This window comes from Shewanella litoralis, from assembly GCF_009828585.1.
Taxonomy (GTDB): Bacteria; Pseudomonadota; Gammaproteobacteria; order Enterobacterales; family Shewanellaceae; genus Shewanella; species Shewanella litoralis.
On sequence record NZ_WSRZ01000036.1, the window covers coordinates 1 to 22,059 of the forward strand.

The window sequence follows — 22,059 nt, forward strand, 5'->3', positions numbered from 1 at the left end:
CAAATTCTGGGTGGCTTTTTAGGAGCTTTTTTTTAGGAGCTTTTAGTTAAGTCACTTGCTCAAATTCTGGGTGGCTTTTTAGGAGCTTTTATGCTCAAATTCTGGGTGGCTTTTTAGGAGCTTTTTTAGGAGCTTTTTTAGGAGAGCTTTTTAGGAGAGAACTGGGAGCAAGGGCAGTGCGCCAAATGGGCAAGCAATTACTCTTTTGAAATGAGTACAGCGCCATCCAGAAACTCTCACGCACATGGCAGAGCTATAGCATCAATCTTGTTGTAATCCTGTTGATACATGCAGGGTTTGTTGGTTATCGATAATGATGGCTTCGTAATCAGGTAAGTCATTTATTAGCGCCATACCTTGTTGTAATCCCATCACAAAAATGGCGGTGGAGAGGGCGTCTACGTAAGTTGGATTTTTACCAATAATCGATACGCTCACCACATTGCGGGCGGAGTCGCCGGTTTTGGGGTTAATAATGTGATGGTAACGTACGCCGTCTTCGATGAAGTAACGCTCATAATCGCCAGATGTGGATATCGATTCGTTACTAAGAGGTAATTGCACCGCAGTTTTTTCTTCGGCGCGAGGGTGTTTAATGCCAACAAACCACGGGCGGCCGATACGATCGCCAAGTAACGTGGTGTCGCCGCCAGCGCTAATGAGTGCATGTTCAATGCCGGCTTTCTTAAGAATGGCGATACAGTTTTTAACCGCATGGCCTTTGGCGATCCCGCCTAAATCAATTTTAACATCAGCATCGGTAAATTTAACGGATAAGCTCGATTTATCTAAGATAACCGTTTGATAATTAATGGCGGTTAACGCTTTTTTTATTGCGGCTTGATTGGGTTTTTGATGCTTGCGGTAATCGTATTGATAACCGATAGAGGCATAAGTGATGTCAAACATTCCATGGGTTAATACTGCAATGTGGTGCGCATCGGTGAGTAAATCAAACAATTCCTGGCTAACGATAACTGGTCGGGTGGCCGCATCCCGGTTAATTACGCTCAGTGCACTGGTGGCAATATAAGGGCTCATGGTTTGATCAATGCGCTGCATCTCTTGCTCAACCGCCAGAATGAGTTCATCTGCTGTTGCTTTTGTAGCGCCATCTTCTAGCCAAAATTCAACATGAGCGAGGGTTCCCATGACATGGAACCTCTTTTGGTGCCACTGGGCAAAGGCCGAGTGCGAATTAAATGCAAACAACATGATGACAATAACGGCGCTGAATTTACCCATGAATCGTTTGTTTCCTGTAAGGCGGTAGCGCTGATTGTTGATTAAATGGCAACGTTCGGCAACCGCTATGATGAAAATAAGTGCTTAATCGACAAATTACTCGCTGAGCAGCACATATTACGGTAATTTAGCCTTATTATCGTCTACTCGAGTTTTGTTGTTTTAATGCCCATTATTGCTGATGTAAATCAATGTTATCCATCCATAAAACCGCATATTTACTTTGTGCCACTTGATGCAGAACTTGCCCCTGCAGACTTTGATGCTGGATTAGCCCTGGGTTGGTTAAGCGAAGACGAAGAGGCAAAAGTTGCCCGTTATAAAAGCCCGTCGGCGCGTAATAATGCCCTGCAAGTTAGACTGGCACTAAGAGCAATATTATCGCGCCACAGCGATGTTGAGCCTGTACAGTGGCAGTTTATTTATGGCGCTAAAGGCAAACCGGCATTAAGCCATGATTTGTGTGCGCAAACCGGATTACATTTCAATTTAAGTCACAGTGGTCAATGGTTAATGATTGGCGTGATTGAAGCTGCGAGCAGTCAGCATAACGTTAACCTTACGTCTGAGCGTAGTGTTGAGTTAACCCAAAGCACTCAATCTGAGCTTCTTCCCTCCTTGTGTTTTGGCGTTGATATTGAGCGTGAGCGCAGCAGTACCGATATTGTACCAATTTTAAATCACTATTTTACCCTGGCTGAAACCGACACATTGTTGCAGTTACCCATTGAACTGCAGCGGCAACGTTTCTTTGATTTATGGGCGGTAAAAGAGTCTTACATTAAAGCGCGTGGGCTAGGTTTAGCTTTGTCACTTAAATCCTTTGCCGTTGATTTTAGTGAGTTGAATGAAGGGCATGTGCAATTGCAGGGCAAGATTGAGCAATCTATTGCGTTACATCAAGGGGTTAAGCTCAATTTTATTGATGTTGAAGATATTGCCAATACGATGTTATGGCAAACGCAACTGGGCCGGCTTGATCAACAATATCGTTTTGCCATCACTTTAGGCGTAAATAGACAAGATATTGGGCTAGGGTCGACTAATGTTGAGTGCAGCGATAATGCGTTAGCCGTTTATCAGTTGTCGCTGACACAACTATTGGCAGATGCGAATGCCTAGGTCTTTAATCGCAAATTTTCAATAAAGAATCATCTATAAAGAATCATCTATAAATCATCAGGCATAAAAATATGCGAGAAAGCCATTAAGCCGAAGCATCGCTTCGGCTGAATTAAGTGAAGCAATATTTCACTCATTATTCGCAACTGTTTTACTGCTAACGTTTACTTTAAAGGGACGATGGCAAAGCTTTCATCAAATTGCACTAAAGTGGAGGCTATTTTACCAAAGGCTTGTGGGTCACCTGTCATACTGGCTTTACCTTGCTCAAGAAGTTGTTTAAGTGATGTTTTACCTAATAACACATTAACGATATCGGCTTTATCGACGGTTAACGTGGCGTCTGCCGTTTTAGCTTTTTCAATCACAATGTTATTGAGATTGCCATGGCTCAGTTCAACAAACACGGTAGTTTCAGGCGTTGTGTTTGTCGCTTTAGTCACCACATTTAAGCTGATATTACCGAGTTTATCCGCTGCAATACTGTCGACTTTGACGGCTAAAAAATCAAATAGCGTGGCAATATCCATTTCACTTATCACATCGGCGGAGGCTGACTTTGGCGCGCCAGGTAAAATGCCTACCCGTAACTCTTGTGCGCCAGTTAAATAGATATTTCTCCAGCCCGCCCCTTCAGCTTGATAACCGAGCTGCTCATAAGTGTCGGCGAGTAAATCGCGTGCGACTTGGTTTGTGGGGGCGGCCATTACCAGTTTATTGAGTACCGTGGCAACAAAGCGATAATCGCCTTGAGCATAATCGACCTTGGCTTTTTCAATAATAGTTGCAGCGCCGCCCATATATTGAACAAACTTAATGGCTTCTTGCTGCGTTGGCAGCGGGTTTAAGTTGGCTGGGTTCATGTCAAAGTAGCCCAGATACATATTGTAAACCGCTTTGGCATTGTGACTGTAGGTACCGTGATACCCTTTGGTATACCAGGTGTCTTTAACCGTTTGTGGAATGGTGTCCATGATGGCGTCACCAATATCTTGTATTACCACACCCTGATTGGCTAGGCGCAGCGATTGATTATGCACTAGGCCATAGTTGTCGCGTTGCATTTTAAGGTACTGGTTAATTTGCTCGTTTCCCCATACGGGCGCAGAGTGAGCCGCAAACAGCACTTGTACATCTTGACCAAATGCATTGATCATTTGGTTAATGTCTTTTGACCACTTTAACGCATCACGCACTTTGGCTCCGCGTAAGGTATAGATGTTGTGCATTCCATCGTAGGTAAGCTCACCGCTCCACAGTGCGTTTAATGACGGAATATAAGTGATCATTTCGCTGGCCGCTTCAGTGCCAGAGGCATCCATAAACACCATTTCTAGTCCGTCAATCGTTAAGGTTTCCCACTTGCCTTGTTGATTGAGTTGATAATCTGGTTTTACGTAAGTAATTTCACCTTTTGATAAACCCTTTGCCAGCGCCGCATCAACAATACCATGATCATTTTTACCGAGCATCACCCCATATTGATAGCTGGCACGGCGGCTCATGGCATTACCTGCGAGCACGTTTTCATCAACGATTTCGGCGGTGATATTGTTTGAACCATACACTTTTACATTAGGGTATAAGGCTTTTATGCCGCGAGCGCCGCCAAAATGGTCCGCATGGCTGTGGGAGTAAATCATCGCTACAATCGGTAAATCTGCACCTTCTGGCAGATTTGCAAAGGCAAATTTTATTGATTGCTCTGCAGCTTGCTTTGTTAACAACACATCATAAACAATCCAACCTGTTTTACCGCGGATTAAGGTCATATTCGATAAGTCAGTTCCGCGTACCTGATAAATCCCCTCGGTCACTTTATACAAACCATTTGGCACCATATTAAGCTGTGCTTGGCGGTAAAGCGATGGGTTAACTGAGTCTGGAAACTGTTCACTAATAAAGCTAAATTCAGCACGTAAAATATCAGCGGTAGCTTGGTCAAATTCGGCAATTTGGTTTTTACTAAAGCGCTCAAAGGCGACCTTGTCATTAAAATTAAGGCTTTGGGCAACCGCTTTGTTATGTGCAATCGTCGCTGCTGAAGCGGCTTTGCCTTGGTAGTCTACGGTTAGGTGGTCATGTTGGTGCTGCGCCGCAAGAGCTGGCAATGAAAGTGCGGTGATAAATGAAAATGCGATTGTTGAACGTGTAATGGTTGATAACGTAAGAGCAGATTTTTGCATAACGAACCTCAAGAAATTAAAGCCAGCATTGTTTAGCGATTGAGCGGTATTAACCTATCCTAGTGAATAAATGTTGGAATATAACTATGGTAAAACAGTTAAAACACATTCATATTATGAATGTGTTTGCCATGGTGGATAAGTATATGAATGATGAACTGAGCCAAAAATTAGCGACCCTGGATTTAAATCTATTGCGGGTGTTTTGTGTTGTATGTCAGCTGTCGTCAATTACAAGAGCTGCGGAGCAATTAGCGATCACTCAATCGTCGGTGAGCAACGCGATAAATCGGCTCAAGACAGCATTAGATTGTGAGTTGTTTATTCGAGTGGGACGCGGCATTGAACCAACGGCTTCTGGGTTGCACATCTTTAATTCGGTGCAGCCAATGCTTGATGCCATTGAGCAAACCTTAAGGGGGATCCGCGAGTTTGATCCCCACACCTCAACTCGAGTATTTACGATTTATGCTAATGAGTCGGTCATAGATTTATTACAGCCGCTGCTTGATAAAGCCCTGGCTAGTTTATCGGTGCGGGTGGTATTGCGAAATTCGCCTGTGCTAGAAGCAGAGCAATATCAAGATTTACAGATGCAAAAAGTGGATTTGGTGATAGATATTGTGCCGCCTAAAATGAAAACCTTTAGTTTTCAAAAGGTGGCTCAGGAGCAGATTGTTTGTGTCGTACGCGAGCAACATCCTCACATTAAACAGCAAGTGAGCTCAGGACAATACTTTGCCGCTGAGCATGTTATGTATCGCTTTCATCGAGACAATATGCGCGTAGCCGATATTATTGCCCATGAACCGTTACCACCACGCACCTTACACAGCGAGCACACGTCGTTATTGAGTATGTTGTCGTTGATCAGTAAGTCTAATGCCATTGGCATTGCGCCCTATGCCTTTACTCAAAGTTATGCCCAGTTGTTTAAACTTAAATTACTTAAGCTGCCTTTTGAGACTCGCCCGATTGAATTATTCAGCATTTGGCCCAGCAAACATGCGCAAGATAAGTCGTGTATTTGGCTCAGACAAACCATTGAAACATTAATGAAACAAGCTTATACAGCTTAACTGGGCAACAAAAAAGCCAATCGATGATGATTGGCTTTTAATGTTTTACTTTGTCGCTTTAGTCTTTACTGTCTCGCGAGACGATTAGATTCTGGCGGGTTTTCAAAATCGCTGCGGTAGGGGTTAATGTCTAAACCGCCACGACGAGTGTAACGTGCATACACGGTTAACTTAGTGCATTGGCAGTATTTTTTTAGGTCGACAAAAATACGCTCAACGCACTGCTCGTGAAATTCATTATGCTGACGGAAAGAAATCAAATAGCGCAGCAGTTTTTCACGATCAATCTTAGGGCCCTGATAGCGGATCATCACACTGCCCCAGTCAGGTTGTGAGGTAATTAAGCAGTTAGACTTTAATAAGTTTGAGTTAAGAGTTTCGGCGACATTTTTGTCAGGATCTGTACTGCCAACTAAATGGTCTGGATTAAACTCGTACTCGGTGACTTCGATGTCTAAATCGTCAATGCAGGTACCGGGTAGGTCGACAATACGCTCAAGGTTAAAATGCCTAGGCTCAATGACTTTAACGCTAACATCACCGTCGGCGCACAGTGCTAAATCGCGGCTTAAGGTGTCTTGCACGTCTTCAACGCTATCAAACTTAGTTTGGTTAAAGCTATTTAAGTACAATTTAAACGATTTTGATTCAATCAGATTGGCGCTATTGATATCCAGTTGCACTTCTAATAACGCTACAACGGGTTTGCCTTTGGCGTTTAGCCACGACAATTCATAGCCTGTCCAAATGTCAGTACCATGGAAAGGTAAATCACCACTTAATGCAATTGCATCTCGATTAAGTTTGCGTGGAACCCCTTGCAGCAGTGACGCGTCATACTCAGCTTGATATACCGTTGCTTGGCCTAAGGTTAGGCCTTTAAGTGCATCAGCATCACTATAAGGGTCGTGATTGTGTGTCATCTAATCGGTTTCCGTGTCAAAATATGATTTTATTATAAACTACGAGTGGCTTAAGTGTCTTGTTCATCTGCATTAGAAAGCTTTATAAATAGTTATCTTAAATCTTACCAAGATACCTTGTCTGAATTCCCGCGCTATTATCCTTTGGGCGAAGACTCAATATGTATTCAAGGTAAATTTAACTCTGGCACTGATGATACTGTGTTTTGGCAGCCGATTAAACGTGACGATGCGGCTGACTTTAATAATGTAGAGCATGCATTAAATATTCAACTACACCAAGATATTCATGCATTTTATGGTGAGTATTTTTCAGCGCCATTGCAGTTTACCGCACCATTTGGTGATGGTGAGTTATTGCAAGTGTGGAATCAAGAAGACTTTGAAAATTTGCAACAAAATGTAATTGGTCATTTGATCATGAAGAAAAAGCTCAAGCAACCAGCAACTTGGTTTATTGGCGTGCTAGGAGAGGGCGATGAAATGCTCACTGTTAATAATGACGATGGCAGTGTGTGGATTGAAATTCCGGGTGAAAAACAACGCACAAAATTAGCGGAGTCGTTAACCGAGTTTTTACAGATTATTTCGCCAATGATCAAACCGCCACAAAAGCCCGTTGAAGAGAGTGCGCCTATTGTTGAGCACCCTGGTATTTGGCTGCGGATGAAAATGATGTGGGATATGTTACGTGGTAAACGTCATTAGTTAATGTTTATTGCAATTGAATATCCGCATCACGCTGTATAATCATATGCATTTTAAAGTGTGATGCGTTTTCATGTTCAATAGGTTTATTGATGATCCCATGAGATGTTAGACACAATGCGGCAAGGTTCACACCTAAAGTGAAACATGTCTAATAACGGTTGTTCGAGCTTCCAATCATGTGAGGCGCAGCGCGGGCAAGGGCGGGCGAGCTCTGTTTGTAATGACTCTCCGCCCACGCGATATAAATAATAGTAAGTGGGTATCTTCGTTAGGTACTCAATCCGCCCACGTAAGTCCCATCCTCGTCTAAATAAGTCACTGTCTGCCCGAGTGATTTCATCTAATGCGGCAAATTCTGCTTTAGTGGCTGCTGCCATTTGCAGTTCATCACAGGCTTGCCATTCGGTTTGCCATTTAATGATACGTTTATGGTCGCCATTGAAGGTGGCTTGTAGTTGATACAGCGGAATAGGTAATAAATTGTCACCACTGCGCAGTGGCGAGCACATGTGCACGTAGCTGGTATATAACAATTGCCAGGACGGTGTGTCGGTATTGCTTACTTCAGAGTTAATGTCCTGACCAATAAACTTCTCTCTTGGCGCTAGTAGCTTGGCTTGTGTCAGCTCAGTTAATGCCACTTTTACCCACGGACTATTGTATCGGTTGGCTAGGCTGGTTTTTTCTGGCAATAACAAGCGCACTTTAAACTCACCATCATTAAACGCGACCGCGAACTCACGCCCCAGTATTTGTCCATTAGCGCGCAGTGCTTCGAGTAAACCGTTAATGGCTTTTTCGGCGGCATCAATGGTGGTGTCGGCAAAGCATTCAAAGCGAAGTTCAAAAACAAACATGGATTATTCGGCCTTAGGGGAAATGGTTGGCAAATGTTGGTTAACTTGTTGCTCAAGTTCCATTACGCGGTTGTTGAGCTGGTTAATGAGTTGCTGCATGGCGTCGACTTGCTGCTGCAATTGCTCAATCGGGTTAGCTAGCCCATCACTTGCGGTTTCAGGTGCTGGAATATCGGCTAATTCAGGTAAGTTTTGCCATTCTGATTTTGGCAATGCTTTAAATTGTTGTAGCCCCTGGATCAGCACTGGCATCGGGAAACGACTGCCTAAACGACCTTTTATTAACGCTAAGCTCGGTGTATGGCCATTTATGGCAATGGACTTGGCTGCGGCTAACACCTGTTCGATTGGACTCATTGTTAGTTAAATTCCTTAATTTTTGTTAGTCAGAATCACTACTATTGCAGAACTAATAGGTAAAACCTAATTAATTCAATGTTTTATTTTTTGGCATGATTCTAGCTTAAAAGATCACAACACAATGTGGGTTATATTTTAACAAAAAGGATGCAACATGAAATCAAAACTTATTGCGGCAAGTGTCTTGGCGCTAATGTCAGTGGGATTAAGTGGCTGTGTGATCAGCGTAGGCGATCATGAATCAGGTAAAAGCCATGAGTATTGGCAAGAACAACAAGATAAAAATCGTGCTTTATTGGCTAACCTTGCACTCGGCATGACCAGCGAGCAAGTGGCGACATTAATGGGTACCGCAGACTTTAGTGAAGCGTATACCCAAATCAATTCGGCTAATGATGAGCAGGCCATTAAAGTACTTTATTATCGAACTCAATGGGCAAAAGGTGACGGTAAAACCACAAAAGATGAGTGCACCCCAGTGGTATTCAAAAACAATACCTTAGTTGGCTGGGGTGACACGGCTATGAAGCAAATTTAAGCCAAATAGACTTAGTTTGTTATTGTAATAGCCAGGTTAGCCTCTCATCATGACGTCCAATTGGTCGATGACTTCCGACCACTGGGCGTCTTCCATTAAGGCTTCTTTTATAAATGCACGTTGACCAGCATTCCAGCATTGAGCGTCAACCAGCAAGGTGTGTTTTGCTAATTTATTTCGGCTGACAAACTCATTAATATCGTGTTGTGAGTGTGCTAATCCTAGCTGCTGGAATAAGTGGCTTAAATCATTTTCTGTAGTATCCATTTTCACGACTCCTTTATATGATCCGTTAGAATTTCCAGTATTAATCTTCGATACCCAAATTGCAAAGAACTAATCAATAAAGCTATTTATTGATTCTAAAGGTAAACCGTATTTGTAGATTGTTTCAATCTTGTTAACTTGCTAAGTTATTCACTTGTTAACTGAACAAGTTAAGAAAATGAGTCATCAAACAAGGAATAACAATAATGGATAACCCTACCTTGGAAACTTTACGAGCAGTGTATTTAACTGCTGAAGACTTACGTGTGGCGGCCTCAATCCTCTATAACGCCTACCATGACGACCCTTATTTTATTGGTGTTTTGGGGCAGCAAGATCAAGCACAATACGAACAAAAACTCCGCGCTGCAATTCGCGAAGAACTCAATGAACTCTGGCAACAAGAACAACCCTTAATAGGCTTATTTGATGATGAACGGCTTATCGGTGTTGCGTGCGTAATTACTCAACAAGTGCCGTTAGGCGAAGGTCGGTACTGGCATTGGCGCTTAAAAATGGTGTTAGGCACGGGTTGGAAGTCTACCCAGGGCTTGATTGAAAAAGAAAACTGCATTTTAGAGCATTTGCCCTCTGACAAATGTGGCATCTTACAATTTATTGCCTTAGCACCAAACGAGCAAAATAAAGGTTATGGTGCCAAATTAATTCAAGCCGTTTTAAGTTGGTGTGACGAACAGCCGAAGCTTGATGGCATTGGGGTGTTTGTGACTCACCCTAAGCATCATGCTGTGTTTGTCCAGCAAGGGTTTAGCAGTATTGCCGAGGTCAATATTGGCAAGGTTGATGGTGAGATTTTATTTTATAACAAACCAGACAACGCAACTTAGTCGTAGGATGATTTGAGCGCGTAACAACGACATTACGCACTATCGAGTTTCATGTCTTTGATTGTATCAAAGCTAATAAATTGTGGAGCATGTCATGCAAGCTAAACGTTACCGTTCTTTTGCAGAGTTTTATCCGTTTTACCTGTCGCAACATCAAGACCCTGTGTGCCGTAGATTACACTATGTGGGCAGCACTATTATTTTAGTCATTATTGTCAATACGCTGATTAACCAACATTGGTGGCAACTGCTTTTATTGCCGGTAATTGGCTATGGTTTTGCCTGGTTAGGACACTTTATATTTGAAAAAAATCGCCCTGCAACATTTACCTACCCACTGTACAGTTTATGGGGAGATTGGGTGATGTTTGGGCAAATGTTAAAACGGCAATGGTCTAAGGTTATAGGAACTAAATAGAGCCTCGCTCACACGCTTGTGAGCATTATCCTACATTGATGTAGGCTATTTTATCTGAAGGTGTGAGTGTTAATCAGGTTTGAATATTAAAATGTGTTTAAAAACAGCCTCTTGAAACTTTTCTGAGGTTTTTTGTTATGTGAAACTTTTGTTTCAGTCGGTTTTAGTGACTTTTCATGCAATGCTTTTTAGCTAGAATGTACCCATCGAAAGCGAATAATTAACTGGCTTTTCTTAGGATGAGAAACAAAGGTTAGTTTGCTGGGATCTGAATTCAATTGTTGAAGCAGATTTTCGAAGTGGATTGTTAGTAAAGATTTTCAAGGATGATATCAGGACACGCTCAAGGACCCAGGGCATAAGCTCGGCAAATGGATAGCCGAATCAAGGAAGGGTGAAGCGAAAGCGACACAAGGACACAAGGATAGGACTGCAGGATGCAGCATGGATGACTCAACGGATTGAATGCTCAGTCGATGGATAGGCTGTTCAATGGAATGACACTCATAAGATATTTTGTTTGTATTCGTATAAGCAAAGGTCATGGAAATGAGCAAAAAGGAAACGGACTGCTAGGATGCATGTTTACATGGACGATGCAGGGAGCACATTTCAGTAGGATGCTGACAAAAGTGTTACGGGCACAACCTTATAACTTAAGGTTGTGCCTTTTTGCTTTTATAGTCCCAAATTAGTCCCATATTTTTCTCAGTCATTGTTTAAACGTGCCTATCTTAATGAGATGACCGTAAATAATAAATTAATTGGCCATCGCTTTATTTCAAGTGGCACAAAAGTACCTTCGTGAAGGTGGTAGCTTTAAATGGTAGGCTCATCAGTAGTCAGTTTGGTGAATGCTAGAGTAGACTCATTTGCCATAACCGCCGCTTTGGAATTTTGGTGCATATTACGAACCAATACCGTGAGTCCTCACTTTGTTAAAGAAACCATGGAATTAATGAGTATGGACAGTACAGATGGGGTTTCTGCAGCTGACACCGCAAAAGCATACAGTGTCGCGATTGGAACGAACGTGTCAGGTGCAGCCCTAGACACCAAAGACTATATTTAAGCTTGTTCACTGTTGTAAATAATTAACTCTGAATAGCTTTTACATAAAGCAAGTGCCTAACCATTTAGGTGCTTGCTTTTGAGTTGGCTATGCTTAACGCGAATAGCAGACTCATTAACCTTCAGTGACATCCACTGTTATGGCCATTCTTAAAATATTTACGTTTATTTCACAAAGCCGTTATCAACCTGTGGAGTGATTATTTGTGCAACAGCAATAACCTAAAGCACAAAAATCATACTGACACAGTGTTATTTGTTGTTTATTTGTTAATGGTCAGCTTGCTTGTTACCATTATTGCCAGCCTGTTTGTGAGATATATCTCACAAGGAGTGTGAGACTAATCACTTTATTATTGAGAAAATAAACCATGAGAAATCTAACTAATTAATTATTAAGGGATTAATTTATTATGCACTCGCGGCGGTGTTTTATTCATTAAGAGGTATCTGTTTGCGTAGAGGTAAATGAATTATTATTTATCTCGTTCCTAGGACGGGACAACACAAGGAAGTCAGTAGGTCATAGATGACCCGATGTAAACGGATTTAATGGACGAATTACAGTTTCAGGATGAAACGCAAAACACGTTATACGCGTTAAGTGAACAACGGGTTTTAAGCATTATTAGGATGATAATGTTGCAGGATGCAAAGTATTAGGCAAATGATTTGCCACAGGATAAGTAAAGATTTCATGGATGATACAAGGACACGCTTAGGATAGAGCAGGCTCGGTCAATGGATAATCGAGTAAGAAGGAAAGTACGCAAGTACAAGGATCATCACGGAATGACCAAGGATTGAGCAGGACGCAAGTTAGACGCATGGATGGTGCAGGGAGCACTTAAATAGCGGGAAAGCTTAACAAGAGATAAAAAGGCCGCGACAGTTACTGTCGCGGCCTTTCTTTTTGCATTTTTTCTGAGTGATGGAACTTTGTAGTGATATGTTGTCCAATTGTAAAGTGCCTATGTAATGGCAGCTCATTTGAGTACACAACAGCTAAGTCACCATTGTATAAGGAGATAGTATGAAAGGGTTTCAAATCGCACTATTGATGGGTTTTTCATTCGTTTGCTATCACGCCAATGCACAAGTGAGTGAAGAGCAGCAACAATGGGTCGAGCAAGCGTTAAGCGATATCAATAACAATACTGACGATACAAAAGTGCGTTGGCAGTACTCACAACACACTGTGATGCCTGACATGACTCGAGTTGAACAATTTAATGCCTCTTTACCTGACTCAGAACGCTGGATCCTGGTGTCTGAAAATGGTGAAAATCCCGATAAAAAGCGCTTACAAGAATACCGTGAACATCAGCAAGAACTCCTGCAAGATAAAGATGAAAATACCCATGAATTAGCGTTTTCTGATCTGATTAATTTGTCGACATTAGCATTAGTGGATGAGGAAGGAGATAGTGTCGCATTTACGTTTACACCCAATATCGACAAGTTAGATAATAATGCATTAACTGGGACTATTTACTTAGATAAGCGCTCGAAGCAGTTACGCAAAATTTTAATCAGCAATACCGACGAATTAAACCCTGCATTTTCAGTCACCCTAACCAAATTTGAATTGGAGTTGGGTTTTGATGTGTTTGAAGGGTTGGTAATGCCTGCGCACACTTCAACCATCATTAATGGTACCGCAGCGATTTTTAAATCATTAGACAGCATACATAAAGTGACATATAGCGAGTATAAAATATTGGATAAGCCACAAACCTAATCCAATAATCAAAGCAAAAAAAACGCTATTTTGTTAAAAATAGCGTTTTTTTTATGCTGAACTGTCGTAATAAACGGTGCTTCAATACTGAGCTAGTGGCACTTACCAGAGTTACAACTTTGGCTTGAACCACACCCACCAAACTTGCCGCTTGCCATAGGGGCGTCCATCCATTCTGGTTCTGGGAAAATAGGCCATTGAATTTTAGTCACTCGATTACCGTGCATCATAATATGGCCGCGGTATTGATTGATACCATCGGTACTAAATTCGAACATAAATGTGGCTTTCCAACAAATACCGGTAGAGCCGCCAATGCTTGGACGTGCGGACTCCATTGCAATAGCAAGCATTTGAACATTTTGTTTTTTGCATGATTGCTCAGCAACCCTACGGCTGAGTTCAGCCATTTGCCTCAGTTGCCAAAAAAACGCGCCGACAACAACTAAAGCAACAATTAATAAAAAATCACTCATCATAGGCTGGTGGCCTTAAATAATCCGCCAATGGCGGTCGCTAATTGAATGCTGCGGTCTGGATGACGTAAATCTGACAGTAATCCTTGACGTAAGCTTGGTATCGCCACGATATCAGCAAATACTTGGTTAAAGAAGTGCTGTGGCTGTTTTGCTAATGCTTCTAAATACACTTTACGGGTTGCATCATCTTTTAGTGCCAACCAATTACGCGCTGCAATGGTAATTAAACTATTGTCGTTTAATAATTGCTGTTCATCCAATTGCATAATCGCAGACATACTCAGTTGCGTATTTGACGCAAGAGCAGCTAAATACATCACTTTTAACTCAGGTTCAGCTTGCGACATTTGTGCAAATAACCGTTCTGCTATGTCTTCATCAACAGTGATGTGTTCCAAACACTGGCACAACGCCGATTGCACCTCTATTGGCGCCTGGTCGAATGCATTAATAATGTCATTAAGGTGATCAAATTGATGTGCGCGAACGCAAATATCTGCTAAACCCTGTAAGCCTAATTGTTGCCAGGTGTCTTTAGGCGCCTGGCCTGACAGATACTGAGCGGCAAATTCATACTGGCTCGATGCGCTTTGGCCAAGTTGCAATCTCACTAAGGCATTAAACAGTGCAAGTTTATTTTGATTGGGTTTAAAGCTAAAAGGATGGTTAGCGAGTTGTTCTTGCTGCTCATCGGTTAATGCTTGGGTTGGATCGCGTCCAAGAGCCTCTAAAATCATTTTAATAAACTGAGTGCGAGGGGCGGGCGATAACAAGCCTTGTTCGTCTAGCGGTAACTTTACAAACCAAATGTACGGTTGTTGCTGTTGTTGCCAAAATACAATCGCAAATTGCGCGTGCCCTTGAATAGGATATGGATAGGGCGCTAACAAAGAATCGATTTGGTGAAATGCCAACATATCAATGTGCTGAACACGACGGCCTAAATCATAAATTTGGAATTGGGTATTGGCGGTGGTCAGAAATTGGCTAAGGGTGGTTATTTCGGTCATGGTTTCTTCACTAAATCAAACAAGTTGGATGGGTATTCGAGAAGCTAAATGATATCATAAACGGACATAGCCTCGATATTGTCGTTCAAGTTTATGCTTTATTTAGCCAGCAAAAATCATTTAATTACATTAGAACAACTGCTTAAACAGTGTCACCTTTGGTCTGATACGCAACCAAGCGCATCGGCTATGGCAAGTCATGCCCCTTTTGCTTGCGATACAATGGCATTTGAGCAATGGTTACAGTTTATTTTTATTCCCAAAATGGCTGAACTTGTTGCCCAAGAGCATCCACTGCCAACCACAATGGCAATCGCCCCCATGGCTGAACAAATGTGGCAAGGTATGACGGATTACGTTGAGCTGATACGCCATTTACACGACTTTGACGCATTATTAAGCCAGCAATAATCCATTGAAATTGTTTAATCCCCATAAGTTAAGTGATACCCATAATGAATGCTAAAGATAACGATGCGCTGTCTGCCATTGATAACGACGAATGTTATGACCCTGAGTTTATTGAGGACGCAGCGCCTTTAATGAACTCAGATATTGCCTTAGAGGCAGACGAGCAACCGCCGAAGATTGAAATATTATTTGAAGATGAACATATTGTGGCGATTCACAAACCGGCAGGATTGTTGGTTCATCGCAGTTATTTGGCGCGAAGAGAACGTTTTTTTGCCATGCAAATGACCCGCGATTTGGTCGGGTGCCATGTTTTTCCTGTGCATCGTTTAGACAGACCAACATCTGGGGTTTTGCTGTTTGCTAAATCCAGTGATGTTGCGCGTCAATTGTGCGAACAATTTGCCGATCACAGTATTAAGAAACAGTATTTGGCTATTGTGCGCGGTAATATGCACGAGTCTGGCACCTTAGATTATGCCTTAAAGCAAGAGTTTGATGATTTAGGGGATAAACACGTTGACCCTAACAAAGCCGCGCAAGAGGCGGTAACCGATTTTCAACCGCTGCTAAATACCGAGATTCCATATAGCTCAGGTCGTTACCCAAGTAGTCGCTATGCATTAATCCGTTTAAGCCCTCACACCGGTCGTAAACATCAATTACGCAGGCATATGGCGCATTTACGCCATCCTATTGTGGGCGATACGACTCATGGCGATGGTAAGCAGAATAAATTTTTTAGAGAACACTTTGCAATCAACCGCTTATGGTTAATTGCTAAAAGTTTGCAGTTTGTGCATCCAGTGACACAACAAGCAATGCATATTGAAGCTGAATTAGAAGCTGAGTGGTTAACGGTGTTTGACGCATTTGGCTGGGATGATGAGCAATTATCATCAATGCCGAGTATGTTATTGAGCTAGTCATGTTTATGGCATCAGTATGACGTTTTACAGTGAAATACTGATGTTATTCCATGTGGTCAGCGATAGCTTTTTTGAGCTTTTCAAATTCAGCAATAGGAGGCAGAAGTTCGTGATCTTGTTGCTCAACATGGAAGTAATAATTACGGCGGATGTGGGCGAATTTATGCTGTAGTTTGAGTTTTCGCTTTCTACTGACTTGTCGCATTATACTTCTTCCGTAATGACTTTATTTACCTAGAGCGCTTAATCAGTGCTCTGTATAGATTTTTCAAAGGTACTTGCGATAACCTGAATGAATAAAGTAAGTTATTCACTCTCAACGCAATTTTTATCATATTTCATTTAAGGGGATAGTATACCATGAAAAAGGTCAATGTTGTTTTTGGTACTGTTTATGGTAGTGCTCAATATACTGCTGAAACGGTTAACGGTGCCATTGCAAAATTAGGGTTTACCACTACACTTTGGCAGCCTACTGAATTGCTTGGCTTTGTGCCACCACAAGATGAGTTGTTACTGGTTGTGTGCTCTACCACCGGACAAGGTGACATTCCTGAAGATATTGCACCTTGGTTTAATGAGCTAAAAAATAATGCCCCTTATTTACCGTCACTTAAATACAGTTTAATTGGTTTAGGTGACTCAAGTTATGAAACATTTTGTGGTGCAATCAAACAGTTTGACGAATTGTTTATTGAGCTAGGCGCTAAACCGTTACTCGATAAGTTAGAAATTGATGCATGCGAAACAATGGAACCTGAAATTGAAGCAAAAACATGGATAGCCAGTTGGCACAACGCGGTCACATCGGCAAACGTAGCCTAAGATTTTTTACCCAACAATGGTTTAAATTTGCACAGCGCTTAAGCCAAGCGCTGTTGATCCCTATTGCTATTTTACCCGCAGCGGGTGTCATGCTGGGCCTTACGGTAAACCCATTACCGTTTATTCCTTCTGAGCTTAATATTGTGCTCTCAGCGGTAGGTAATTTAGTGTTTACCATGATGCCACTACTGTTTAGCGTGGCCATCGCTATCGGTTTTTGCCGCGACCAGGGGATTGCTGCATTTTCAGCAGTATTTGGTTTTGGCGTGTTTTTATCGACCATGGGCGCATTGACTGATATTTACGGTTTAGTATCGCGTCCATTATGGGGAATGCAAACTATCGATACTGGGATTGCTGGTGGCATGCTCGTGGGCGGCATAACTTGCCTTGCGGTGCGATTTAGCCAGCATGTTAAGTTACCTGCGATATTTTCATTTTTTGAAGGTCGCCGCAGCGCACCTATTATCGTTATTCCTTTATCCATGATATTGGCGTATGCATTAAGCCATGTATGGCCGCCATTATCCCTAGTGATTGAACATTTATCTGACTGGGCGGTTTATCAAGATCCCGCAATTGCCTTTGGCGTGTATGGTACCGTAGAGCGCTTGCTCATACCTTTAGGCTTACATCATATTTGGAATGCACCGTTTTATCTCGAGGTTGGCCAATACATAAACCAAGGCGCGGTGGTGCGAGGCGAGGTTGCCCGTTATTTGGCTGGCGATCCACTGGCTGGAAATCTTGCTGGTGGTTATTTGATTAAAATGTGGGGGTTGCCTGCAGCGGCATTGGCGATTTGGCGCTGTGCAGATAAATCTGAGCGTAATCGTGTAGCGGGTATTATGTTGTCTGCAGCCACTGCCAGTTGGCTAACTGGGGTGACAGAGCCGATTGAATTTGCATTTATGTTTATCGCGCCACTCTTGTTTTTTGTCCATGCTTTGCTGACGGGGATTGCCTATAGCGTGTGCATATTGTTAGAGGTCCACCATAGTATTGTATTTTCTCATGGTTTGGTCGATTTCAGTTTACTGTTTTCACGTTCGGCAAATACCTATTGGATTTGGATCCTCGGCCCGATTACAGCCATCATTTATTATGCTCTTTTTAGGGCCAGTATCTTAGCTTTTAACTTAAAAACCCCAGGACGCCTGGATCAAACTGATGGAGTATCAGAGCCTAAAGAAAGCTTACGCGCAATGATTTCAGCACTTGGTGGGCGTGACAATATTGTTGAAATCAATGCCTGTTTAACCCGTTTACGTATTAGTGTGAATCAAGCTGATTTAATTGATAAAGCCCGTTTAATGCGTTTAGGCGCAAAAGGCGTAGTGGTAATGGGAAAAGGTGTGCAGGTCGTCTATGGCACTAAAGCTGAATCGTTACGTAAATTGCTGCAAAAATATCTCGATTCTCGAAAATAACGTGATGTTAATTAACCACTCTTTGACTGTTCGTTAATGATTGCGTAGCAAATGATGTCTAAACGCGCTTTTTTGAGTAATTATGAGAATTTATCATTAAAAAATCTCCCCAAAGATGCATATTCAGTGGCAAACTGACAAGGTTAATCTTAATCGCAATACGGGAGTTGTTAGCGTGAGTCATCAATTAAATAAAACCAGTCCAACAGAATTACAGCGCAAAGTGTTAATTACTGATTGTGCCGATGCGAAAGGATTAATCGCAAAAATCACCCATGTGTGTTTTGCCAATGAGCTTAATATCATCAAAAATACTGAATTTGTCGACCATGCTCAAGGACGCTTTTTTATGCGTGCAGAGCTTGAAGGTCACTTCGATGATGAGCGTTTGTTATCTGAATTACGTGCGGTGTTACCGGCACAAAACCACATGAAACTGGTGGATATGTGTACTAAACGCATTGTTATTATGGTGACAAAAGAAGCCCATTGCTTAGGCGATATTTTAATGAAGTCTTATTATGGTGGTTTAGATGTTGAGATTGCCGCCGTGGTTGGCAATTATGATGTGTTACAGCCGTTGACTGAAAAGTTCGATATTCCTTTTCATTATGTCAGTCATGAAGGATTAAACCGTCAAGAGCACGAACAAGCCATGCTTAAAGTGATTAAACCATACGATCCTGATTTTGTGGTGTTGGCGAAATACATGCGCGTATTAACTCCTGAGTTCGTGTCAGCCTTTGCAGATAAAATCATTAACATTCACCATTCTTTTTTACCGGCATTTATCGGCGCATCACCATATAAGCAAGCGTGGGACCGAGGCGTTAAAATTATCGGTGCTACGGCGCATTTTGTTAATAATCATCTGGACGAAGGACCGATTATTAAGCAGGATGTTATTTCAGTTGATCACAGTTATAGCGCTGAAGAACTTGCACATAATGGTCGCGATGTAGAAAAAAGCGTACTCAGTAAAGCATTGCAATTAGTGCTAAACGAACAAGTTGTGGTGTACGGCAACAAAACCGTCGTTTTTTAGTATCTGAGTTGGCATAACTTAAGCTTTATCTCATTGATACTTTAACTTTAGTTATGCCTTATTCCTGCCGATATATATCTTGTGCTATTGTTATCCATAACATATTTACTCAAATATGGTTAATTGCTTAAGTCGAATACGTGTTTTTCTATACTTAAATAGTCAGGTAATTTCCTGTTTTTATAGGGTGAACGATGTTACAAAAAGCTGATTTTTTCTTAAAACCGTCTGAAGTGCCTAAAAGTGCGAAATTGTGCTGGGGAATTTTAAACGATCGGCTTGAGTTAATTAAGTTAAGTGAGCCGCTGTATAAATTAGCGAAAAAGCCGATTTCAGCCATATTAAAACAACCCATATCAAATGCATTTCCGACGTTTCCGCTTGAGGGCATTGATTTAAATGATCGTCAAAGCAACCATGTGATTAATTTTGTCGACGATAAAGGCCACGCGCTTCAAGCAAGGCTCACCGCAGTAGAAGAAAGTGGCGAACACTGGTGTATTTCGATTATTGAAATTGAATTGGATAAGGCCTGGTTAAATGAGCTGCATCCTGATTATCATCAAGCGATTCAGTCCAGTGATGACTGGCTTGAGCAAATCGAAGAAGTGATTAATGCCAGCGGCGATTTAGTGTTTGTCACGGCAATAAAACAAGGTTTATCCTTAACTAAATCTAGCGTCGGCTACGTTCACATTTTTAATGAGAAATCGAATCAAATAGTCAAAACAGCCTGGAACGATGGTGTCAGCGACTACTTTGCGATCCCTAAGCAACAAACATACAAAGCTGATTCTGGCCTTTGGGCTGAAACAATCAAAACCCGCAAACCCGTTATTCATAACGATTTAACTGAGCTAATAGCCAATAAAAGTCAAAAAGACGGTTTTTTTGCCTTTAAAAACCACCTTTGTATTCCTATTCATTACCGTAAAAAGCTTGTCGGGATTATTGGCGTAGGTAATCGAGATAAGCCTTATACTCATGTGGATGCTAAATCATTAACTATTTTTGCCACCATTTTATGGCACAGCGTTGAACTGCCTCGTACGATGAAAGCCGTATCGCACCAATCGAGCATTATCAAAGCGCAAAAAGAGAAGATGACCTTAATATTGGTCCAATTAATTGGTGCAATATCGGAAGCGCTGGAGCTCAAAGATGCTTATACCGCTGGTCATCAAAAGTCTGTGGCACAGTTAAGTTATTTAATGGGCGAAAAAATGGGCTTGTCACCTGAGTGCCTTGAAGGGCTAAAACTAGGGGCTTTGATCCACGATATCGGCAAACTGGCATTGCCCAGCCAAATATTATCAAAACCATCACGGTTAACTGAAGCTGAGTTTGCCATGGTTAAGGAGCATCCTGAGCAAGGGGCCTTGATCATTGACGAGGTGGAATTTCCGTGGCCCATTAAACAAATGATTTTACAACATCATGAACGTTTAGACGGCTCAGGTTACCCCAAAGGTCTTAAAGGCAAAGAGATTATTTTAGAGGCTAAAATTATTGCGGTAGCTGATATTGCCGATTCAATTTTAAGCCACAGACCTTATCGTCCTTCTTTAGGCATGGACGCATTAACCCAAGAGTTAATGCGAGGTCGAGGTATACAATATGATGCAACCGTTGTCGATGCTTGCTTAGAGATCTTGGCGGTAGAAGATTTTAAAGAAGAGGAGTATGTGTCGAATTTGGCATTGGCACCTGTAGTATTTTTAGAGGAATATCATACCTTAGAGCACGCTGAAGCGATGATGAAAAAGGCTAAGATGGGAGTGGCAGTCGTGCTCTCTGAAAAAGAGCGTAAGCCAATTGGTGTCGTCGATAACCAGATTTTAGCATTTTGGCACAGTCCATTTATCGACACTGCAGCAGAGCGTGCAGCTGACAGAAGTTTATTGAATAAACGTGCGCATCAAATCATGGCACATAAGATGAGTATGATTAGTGATCATACAATTTTAAATGATGCCAAATTAACCCTAGAAAAGACCAATGCCACATATTTATTAGTGCAAAATGATAAAGAGCAGGTCATTGGGATGTTAACCTGGCAGATTTTAGCCAATGCGCTTCTTAAAAAAACTCAGTAATACCAATTCCACTAATTATCTGGTCATTCTGCGGGAATTCTGTGTCTTCTAGGCAAGTAATAGGATTGTAGGCATAGTTTTTCTCGGCAACTGCTCCTGCGTTGCTCTAGCTCCTGCATCCATGCAGTCGTCGGCAACAGCTCCTGCGTTGCTCTAGCTCCTGCATCCATGCAGTCGTACGTCAAAATGCTATTAAGCAGCATAGAAGGCACAGAAACCCGCCTTGCAGGAGACACTAAGACCGTTCATTTCTTTGTTGCATTGCCTTAGAAGGGAATAACCATTATTTCAACAATTCGCCTCAAACTGAATAGTCTGAGTGACTCTGATTGATCACATAATTAACCTGAGCTTCGGATAAGAAATTAGCTCCCCAAAGGAACTAAATGCTCGTTCCTTGATCCGATCATTCGACCAAGAGTGATTAGAAAAAGGAACGAGCATGAATAAATTAGTTGAAACCTACTG

24 protein-coding genes are annotated in these 22,059 nt (G+C 41.9%); 15 read left to right on the plus strand and 9 right to left on the minus strand.

What is annotated here, in order from left to right; genetic code table 11:
* Nucleotides 1-261: 261 nt before the first annotated feature.
* The gene (locus GQA99_RS19125) at nucleotides 262-1,152 is read right to left on the minus strand and encodes an FAD:protein FMN transferase (RefSeq protein ID WP_229785970.1); all 891 of its coding nucleotides are present in this window, start codon (nucleotides 1,150-1,152) and stop codon (nucleotides 262-264) included.
* 3 nt (nucleotides 1,153-1,155) lie between these two features.
* On the opposite strand from GQA99_RS19125, the gene GQA99_RS20910 reads away from it, so the two are divergent.
* Nucleotides 1,156-1,290: a hypothetical protein gene (locus tag GQA99_RS20910; RefSeq protein WP_268244232.1), complete on the plus strand. Its 135-nt coding sequence runs from the start codon at nucleotides 1,156-1,158 to the stop codon at nucleotides 1,288-1,290.
* A 120-nt stretch (nucleotides 1,291-1,410) separates the two neighbouring features.
* Nucleotides 1,411-2,367: a 4'-phosphopantetheinyl transferase family protein gene (locus GQA99_RS20915; protein ID WP_160056667.1), complete on the plus strand. Its 957-nt coding sequence runs from the start codon at nucleotides 1,411-1,413 to the stop codon at nucleotides 2,365-2,367.
* Nucleotides 2,368-2,531: 164 nt separating this feature from the next.
* Here GQA99_RS20915 and GQA99_RS19135 read toward each other — a convergent pair whose 3' ends face one another.
* Nucleotides 2,532-4,523 carry an alkyl/aryl-sulfatase gene (locus GQA99_RS19135; protein ID WP_373291457.1) on the minus strand — a complete coding sequence of 664 codons (1,992 nt, stop codon included), beginning with the start codon at nucleotides 4,521-4,523 and terminating at the stop codon, nucleotides 2,532-2,534.
* Between the two features lie 116 nt (nucleotides 4,524-4,639).
* Between GQA99_RS19135 and GQA99_RS19140 the strand changes: the two genes are divergently transcribed.
* Entirely contained in the window at nucleotides 4,640-5,632 is a 993-nt protein-coding gene (locus tag GQA99_RS19140) for a LysR family transcriptional regulator (RefSeq protein ID WP_160056671.1), read from the plus strand.
* 65 nt (nucleotides 5,633-5,697) lie between these two features.
* Here GQA99_RS19140 and queF read toward each other — a convergent pair whose 3' ends face one another.
* Nucleotides 5,698-6,555: an NADPH-dependent 7-cyano-7-deazaguanine reductase QueF gene (queF, locus tag GQA99_RS19145; RefSeq protein WP_160056673.1), complete on the minus strand. Its 858-nt coding sequence runs from the start codon at nucleotides 6,553-6,555 to the stop codon at nucleotides 5,698-5,700.
* Nucleotides 6,556-6,609: 54 nt separating this feature from the next.
* Here queF and syd point away from each other — a divergent pair, with 54 nt between their 5' ends.
* Nucleotides 6,610-7,263 (plus strand): SecY-interacting protein, encoded by a 654-nt coding sequence (gene syd / locus GQA99_RS19150; protein ID WP_160056675.1) that lies wholly within the window; start codon nucleotides 6,610-6,612, stop codon nucleotides 7,261-7,263.
* A gap of 86 nt (nucleotides 7,264-7,349) precedes the next feature.
* Here the strand turns inward: syd and GQA99_RS19155 are convergent, their stop codons facing one another.
* Nucleotides 7,350-8,123, minus strand: a complete 774-nt coding sequence (locus GQA99_RS19155; RefSeq protein ID WP_160056677.1) for a Zn-ribbon-containing protein — start codon at nucleotides 8,121-8,123, stop codon at nucleotides 7,350-7,352.
* A gap of 3 nt (nucleotides 8,124-8,126) precedes the next feature.
* Nucleotides 8,127-8,480, minus strand: coding sequence for a hypothetical protein (locus GQA99_RS19160; RefSeq protein ID WP_160056679.1), 354 nt, complete (start codon nucleotides 8,478-8,480; stop codon nucleotides 8,127-8,129).
* A 157-nt stretch (nucleotides 8,481-8,637) separates the two neighbouring features.
* Between GQA99_RS19160 and GQA99_RS19165 the strand changes: the two genes are divergently transcribed.
* Complete coding sequence (locus GQA99_RS19165; RefSeq protein WP_160056681.1) at nucleotides 8,638-9,021, plus strand: DUF3192 domain-containing protein; 384 nt, start codon at nucleotides 8,638-8,640, stop codon at nucleotides 9,019-9,021.
* Between the two features lie 36 nt (nucleotides 9,022-9,057).
* On the opposite strand, the gene GQA99_RS19170 is transcribed toward GQA99_RS19165, so the two are convergent.
* A complete protein-coding gene (locus tag GQA99_RS19170) occupies nucleotides 9,058-9,288 on the minus strand; it encodes a DUF2789 domain-containing protein (protein ID WP_160056683.1) in 231 nt (76 codons plus the stop codon).
* 206 nt (nucleotides 9,289-9,494) lie between these two features.
* Here GQA99_RS19170 and GQA99_RS19175 point away from each other — a divergent pair, with 206 nt between their 5' ends.
* From GQA99_RS19175 to GQA99_RS19190, 4 genes are all read left to right on the plus strand, one after another.
* Nucleotides 9,495-10,136 (plus strand): GNAT family N-acetyltransferase, encoded by a 642-nt coding sequence (locus GQA99_RS19175; protein ID WP_160056685.1) that lies wholly within the window; start codon nucleotides 9,495-9,497, stop codon nucleotides 10,134-10,136.
* A gap of 94 nt (nucleotides 10,137-10,230) precedes the next feature.
* On the plus strand, nucleotides 10,231-10,554 hold the full coding sequence (locus tag GQA99_RS19180; protein WP_160056687.1) for an Mpo1-like protein: 324 nt from the start codon (nucleotides 10,231-10,233) through the stop codon (nucleotides 10,552-10,554).
* 823 nt (nucleotides 10,555-11,377) lie between these two features.
* Nucleotides 11,378-11,626: a Rossmann-fold NAD(P)-binding domain-containing protein gene (locus tag GQA99_RS19185; RefSeq protein ID WP_206194591.1), complete on the plus strand. Its 249-nt coding sequence runs from the start codon at nucleotides 11,378-11,380 to the stop codon at nucleotides 11,624-11,626.
* Nucleotides 11,627-12,658: 1,032 nt separating this feature from the next.
* On the plus strand, nucleotides 12,659-13,366 hold the full coding sequence (locus GQA99_RS19190) for a hypothetical protein (protein WP_160056689.1): 708 nt from the start codon (nucleotides 12,659-12,661) through the stop codon (nucleotides 13,364-13,366).
* Between the two features lie 92 nt (nucleotides 13,367-13,458).
* On the opposite strand, the gene GQA99_RS19195 is transcribed toward GQA99_RS19190, so the two are convergent.
* Nucleotides 13,459-13,845 (minus strand): DUF3301 domain-containing protein, encoded by a 387-nt coding sequence (locus GQA99_RS19195; RefSeq protein ID WP_160056691.1) that lies wholly within the window; start codon nucleotides 13,843-13,845, stop codon nucleotides 13,459-13,461.
* Entirely contained in the window at nucleotides 13,842-14,855 is a 1,014-nt protein-coding gene (locus GQA99_RS19200) for a DUF3549 family protein (protein ID WP_160056693.1), read from the minus strand. Before GQA99_RS19200 ends, GQA99_RS19195 begins: the two co-directional genes overlap by 4 nt.
* Before the next feature lie 78 nt (nucleotides 14,856-14,933).
* On the opposite strand from GQA99_RS19200, the gene GQA99_RS19205 reads away from it, so the two are divergent.
* Nucleotides 14,934-15,266 carry a YqcC family protein gene (locus tag GQA99_RS19205; protein WP_240904656.1) on the plus strand — a complete coding sequence of 111 codons (333 nt, stop codon included), beginning with the start codon at nucleotides 14,934-14,936 and terminating at the stop codon, nucleotides 15,264-15,266.
* Nucleotides 15,267-15,397: 131 nt separating this feature from the next.
* The gene (gene truC / locus GQA99_RS19210) at nucleotides 15,398-16,192 is read left to right on the plus strand and encodes a tRNA pseudouridine(65) synthase TruC (protein WP_160056707.1); all 795 of its coding nucleotides are present in this window, start codon (nucleotides 15,398-15,400) and stop codon (nucleotides 16,190-16,192) included.
* Nucleotides 16,193-16,238: 46 nt separating this feature from the next.
* On the opposite strand, the gene GQA99_RS19215 is transcribed toward truC, so the two are convergent.
* The gene (locus GQA99_RS19215; RefSeq protein WP_160056695.1) at nucleotides 16,239-16,400 is read right to left on the minus strand and encodes a hypothetical protein; all 162 of its coding nucleotides are present in this window, start codon (nucleotides 16,398-16,400) and stop codon (nucleotides 16,239-16,241) included.
* A gap of 155 nt (nucleotides 16,401-16,555) precedes the next feature.
* Between GQA99_RS19215 and GQA99_RS19220 the strand changes: the two genes are divergently transcribed.
* From GQA99_RS19220 to GQA99_RS19235, 4 genes are all read left to right on the plus strand, one after another.
* The gene (locus GQA99_RS19220) at nucleotides 16,556-17,020 is read left to right on the plus strand and encodes a flavodoxin (protein ID WP_160056697.1); all 465 of its coding nucleotides are present in this window, start codon (nucleotides 16,556-16,558) and stop codon (nucleotides 17,018-17,020) included.
* A complete protein-coding gene (locus GQA99_RS19225) occupies nucleotides 16,972-18,450 on the plus strand; it encodes a PTS transporter subunit EIIC (RefSeq protein ID WP_160056699.1) in 1,479 nt (492 codons plus the stop codon). The genes GQA99_RS19220 and GQA99_RS19225 overlap by 49 nt, the downstream gene beginning before the upstream one ends.
* 175 nt (nucleotides 18,451-18,625) lie before the next feature.
* Entirely contained in the window at nucleotides 18,626-19,495 is an 870-nt protein-coding gene (purU, locus tag GQA99_RS19230) for a formyltetrahydrofolate deformylase (protein ID WP_160056701.1), read from the plus strand.
* Nucleotides 19,496-19,689: 194 nt separating this feature from the next.
* Entirely contained in the window at nucleotides 19,690-21,591 is a 1,902-nt protein-coding gene (locus tag GQA99_RS19235) for an HD domain-containing phosphohydrolase (RefSeq protein WP_160056703.1), read from the plus strand.
* Nucleotides 21,592-22,059 lie beyond the last annotated feature (468 nt).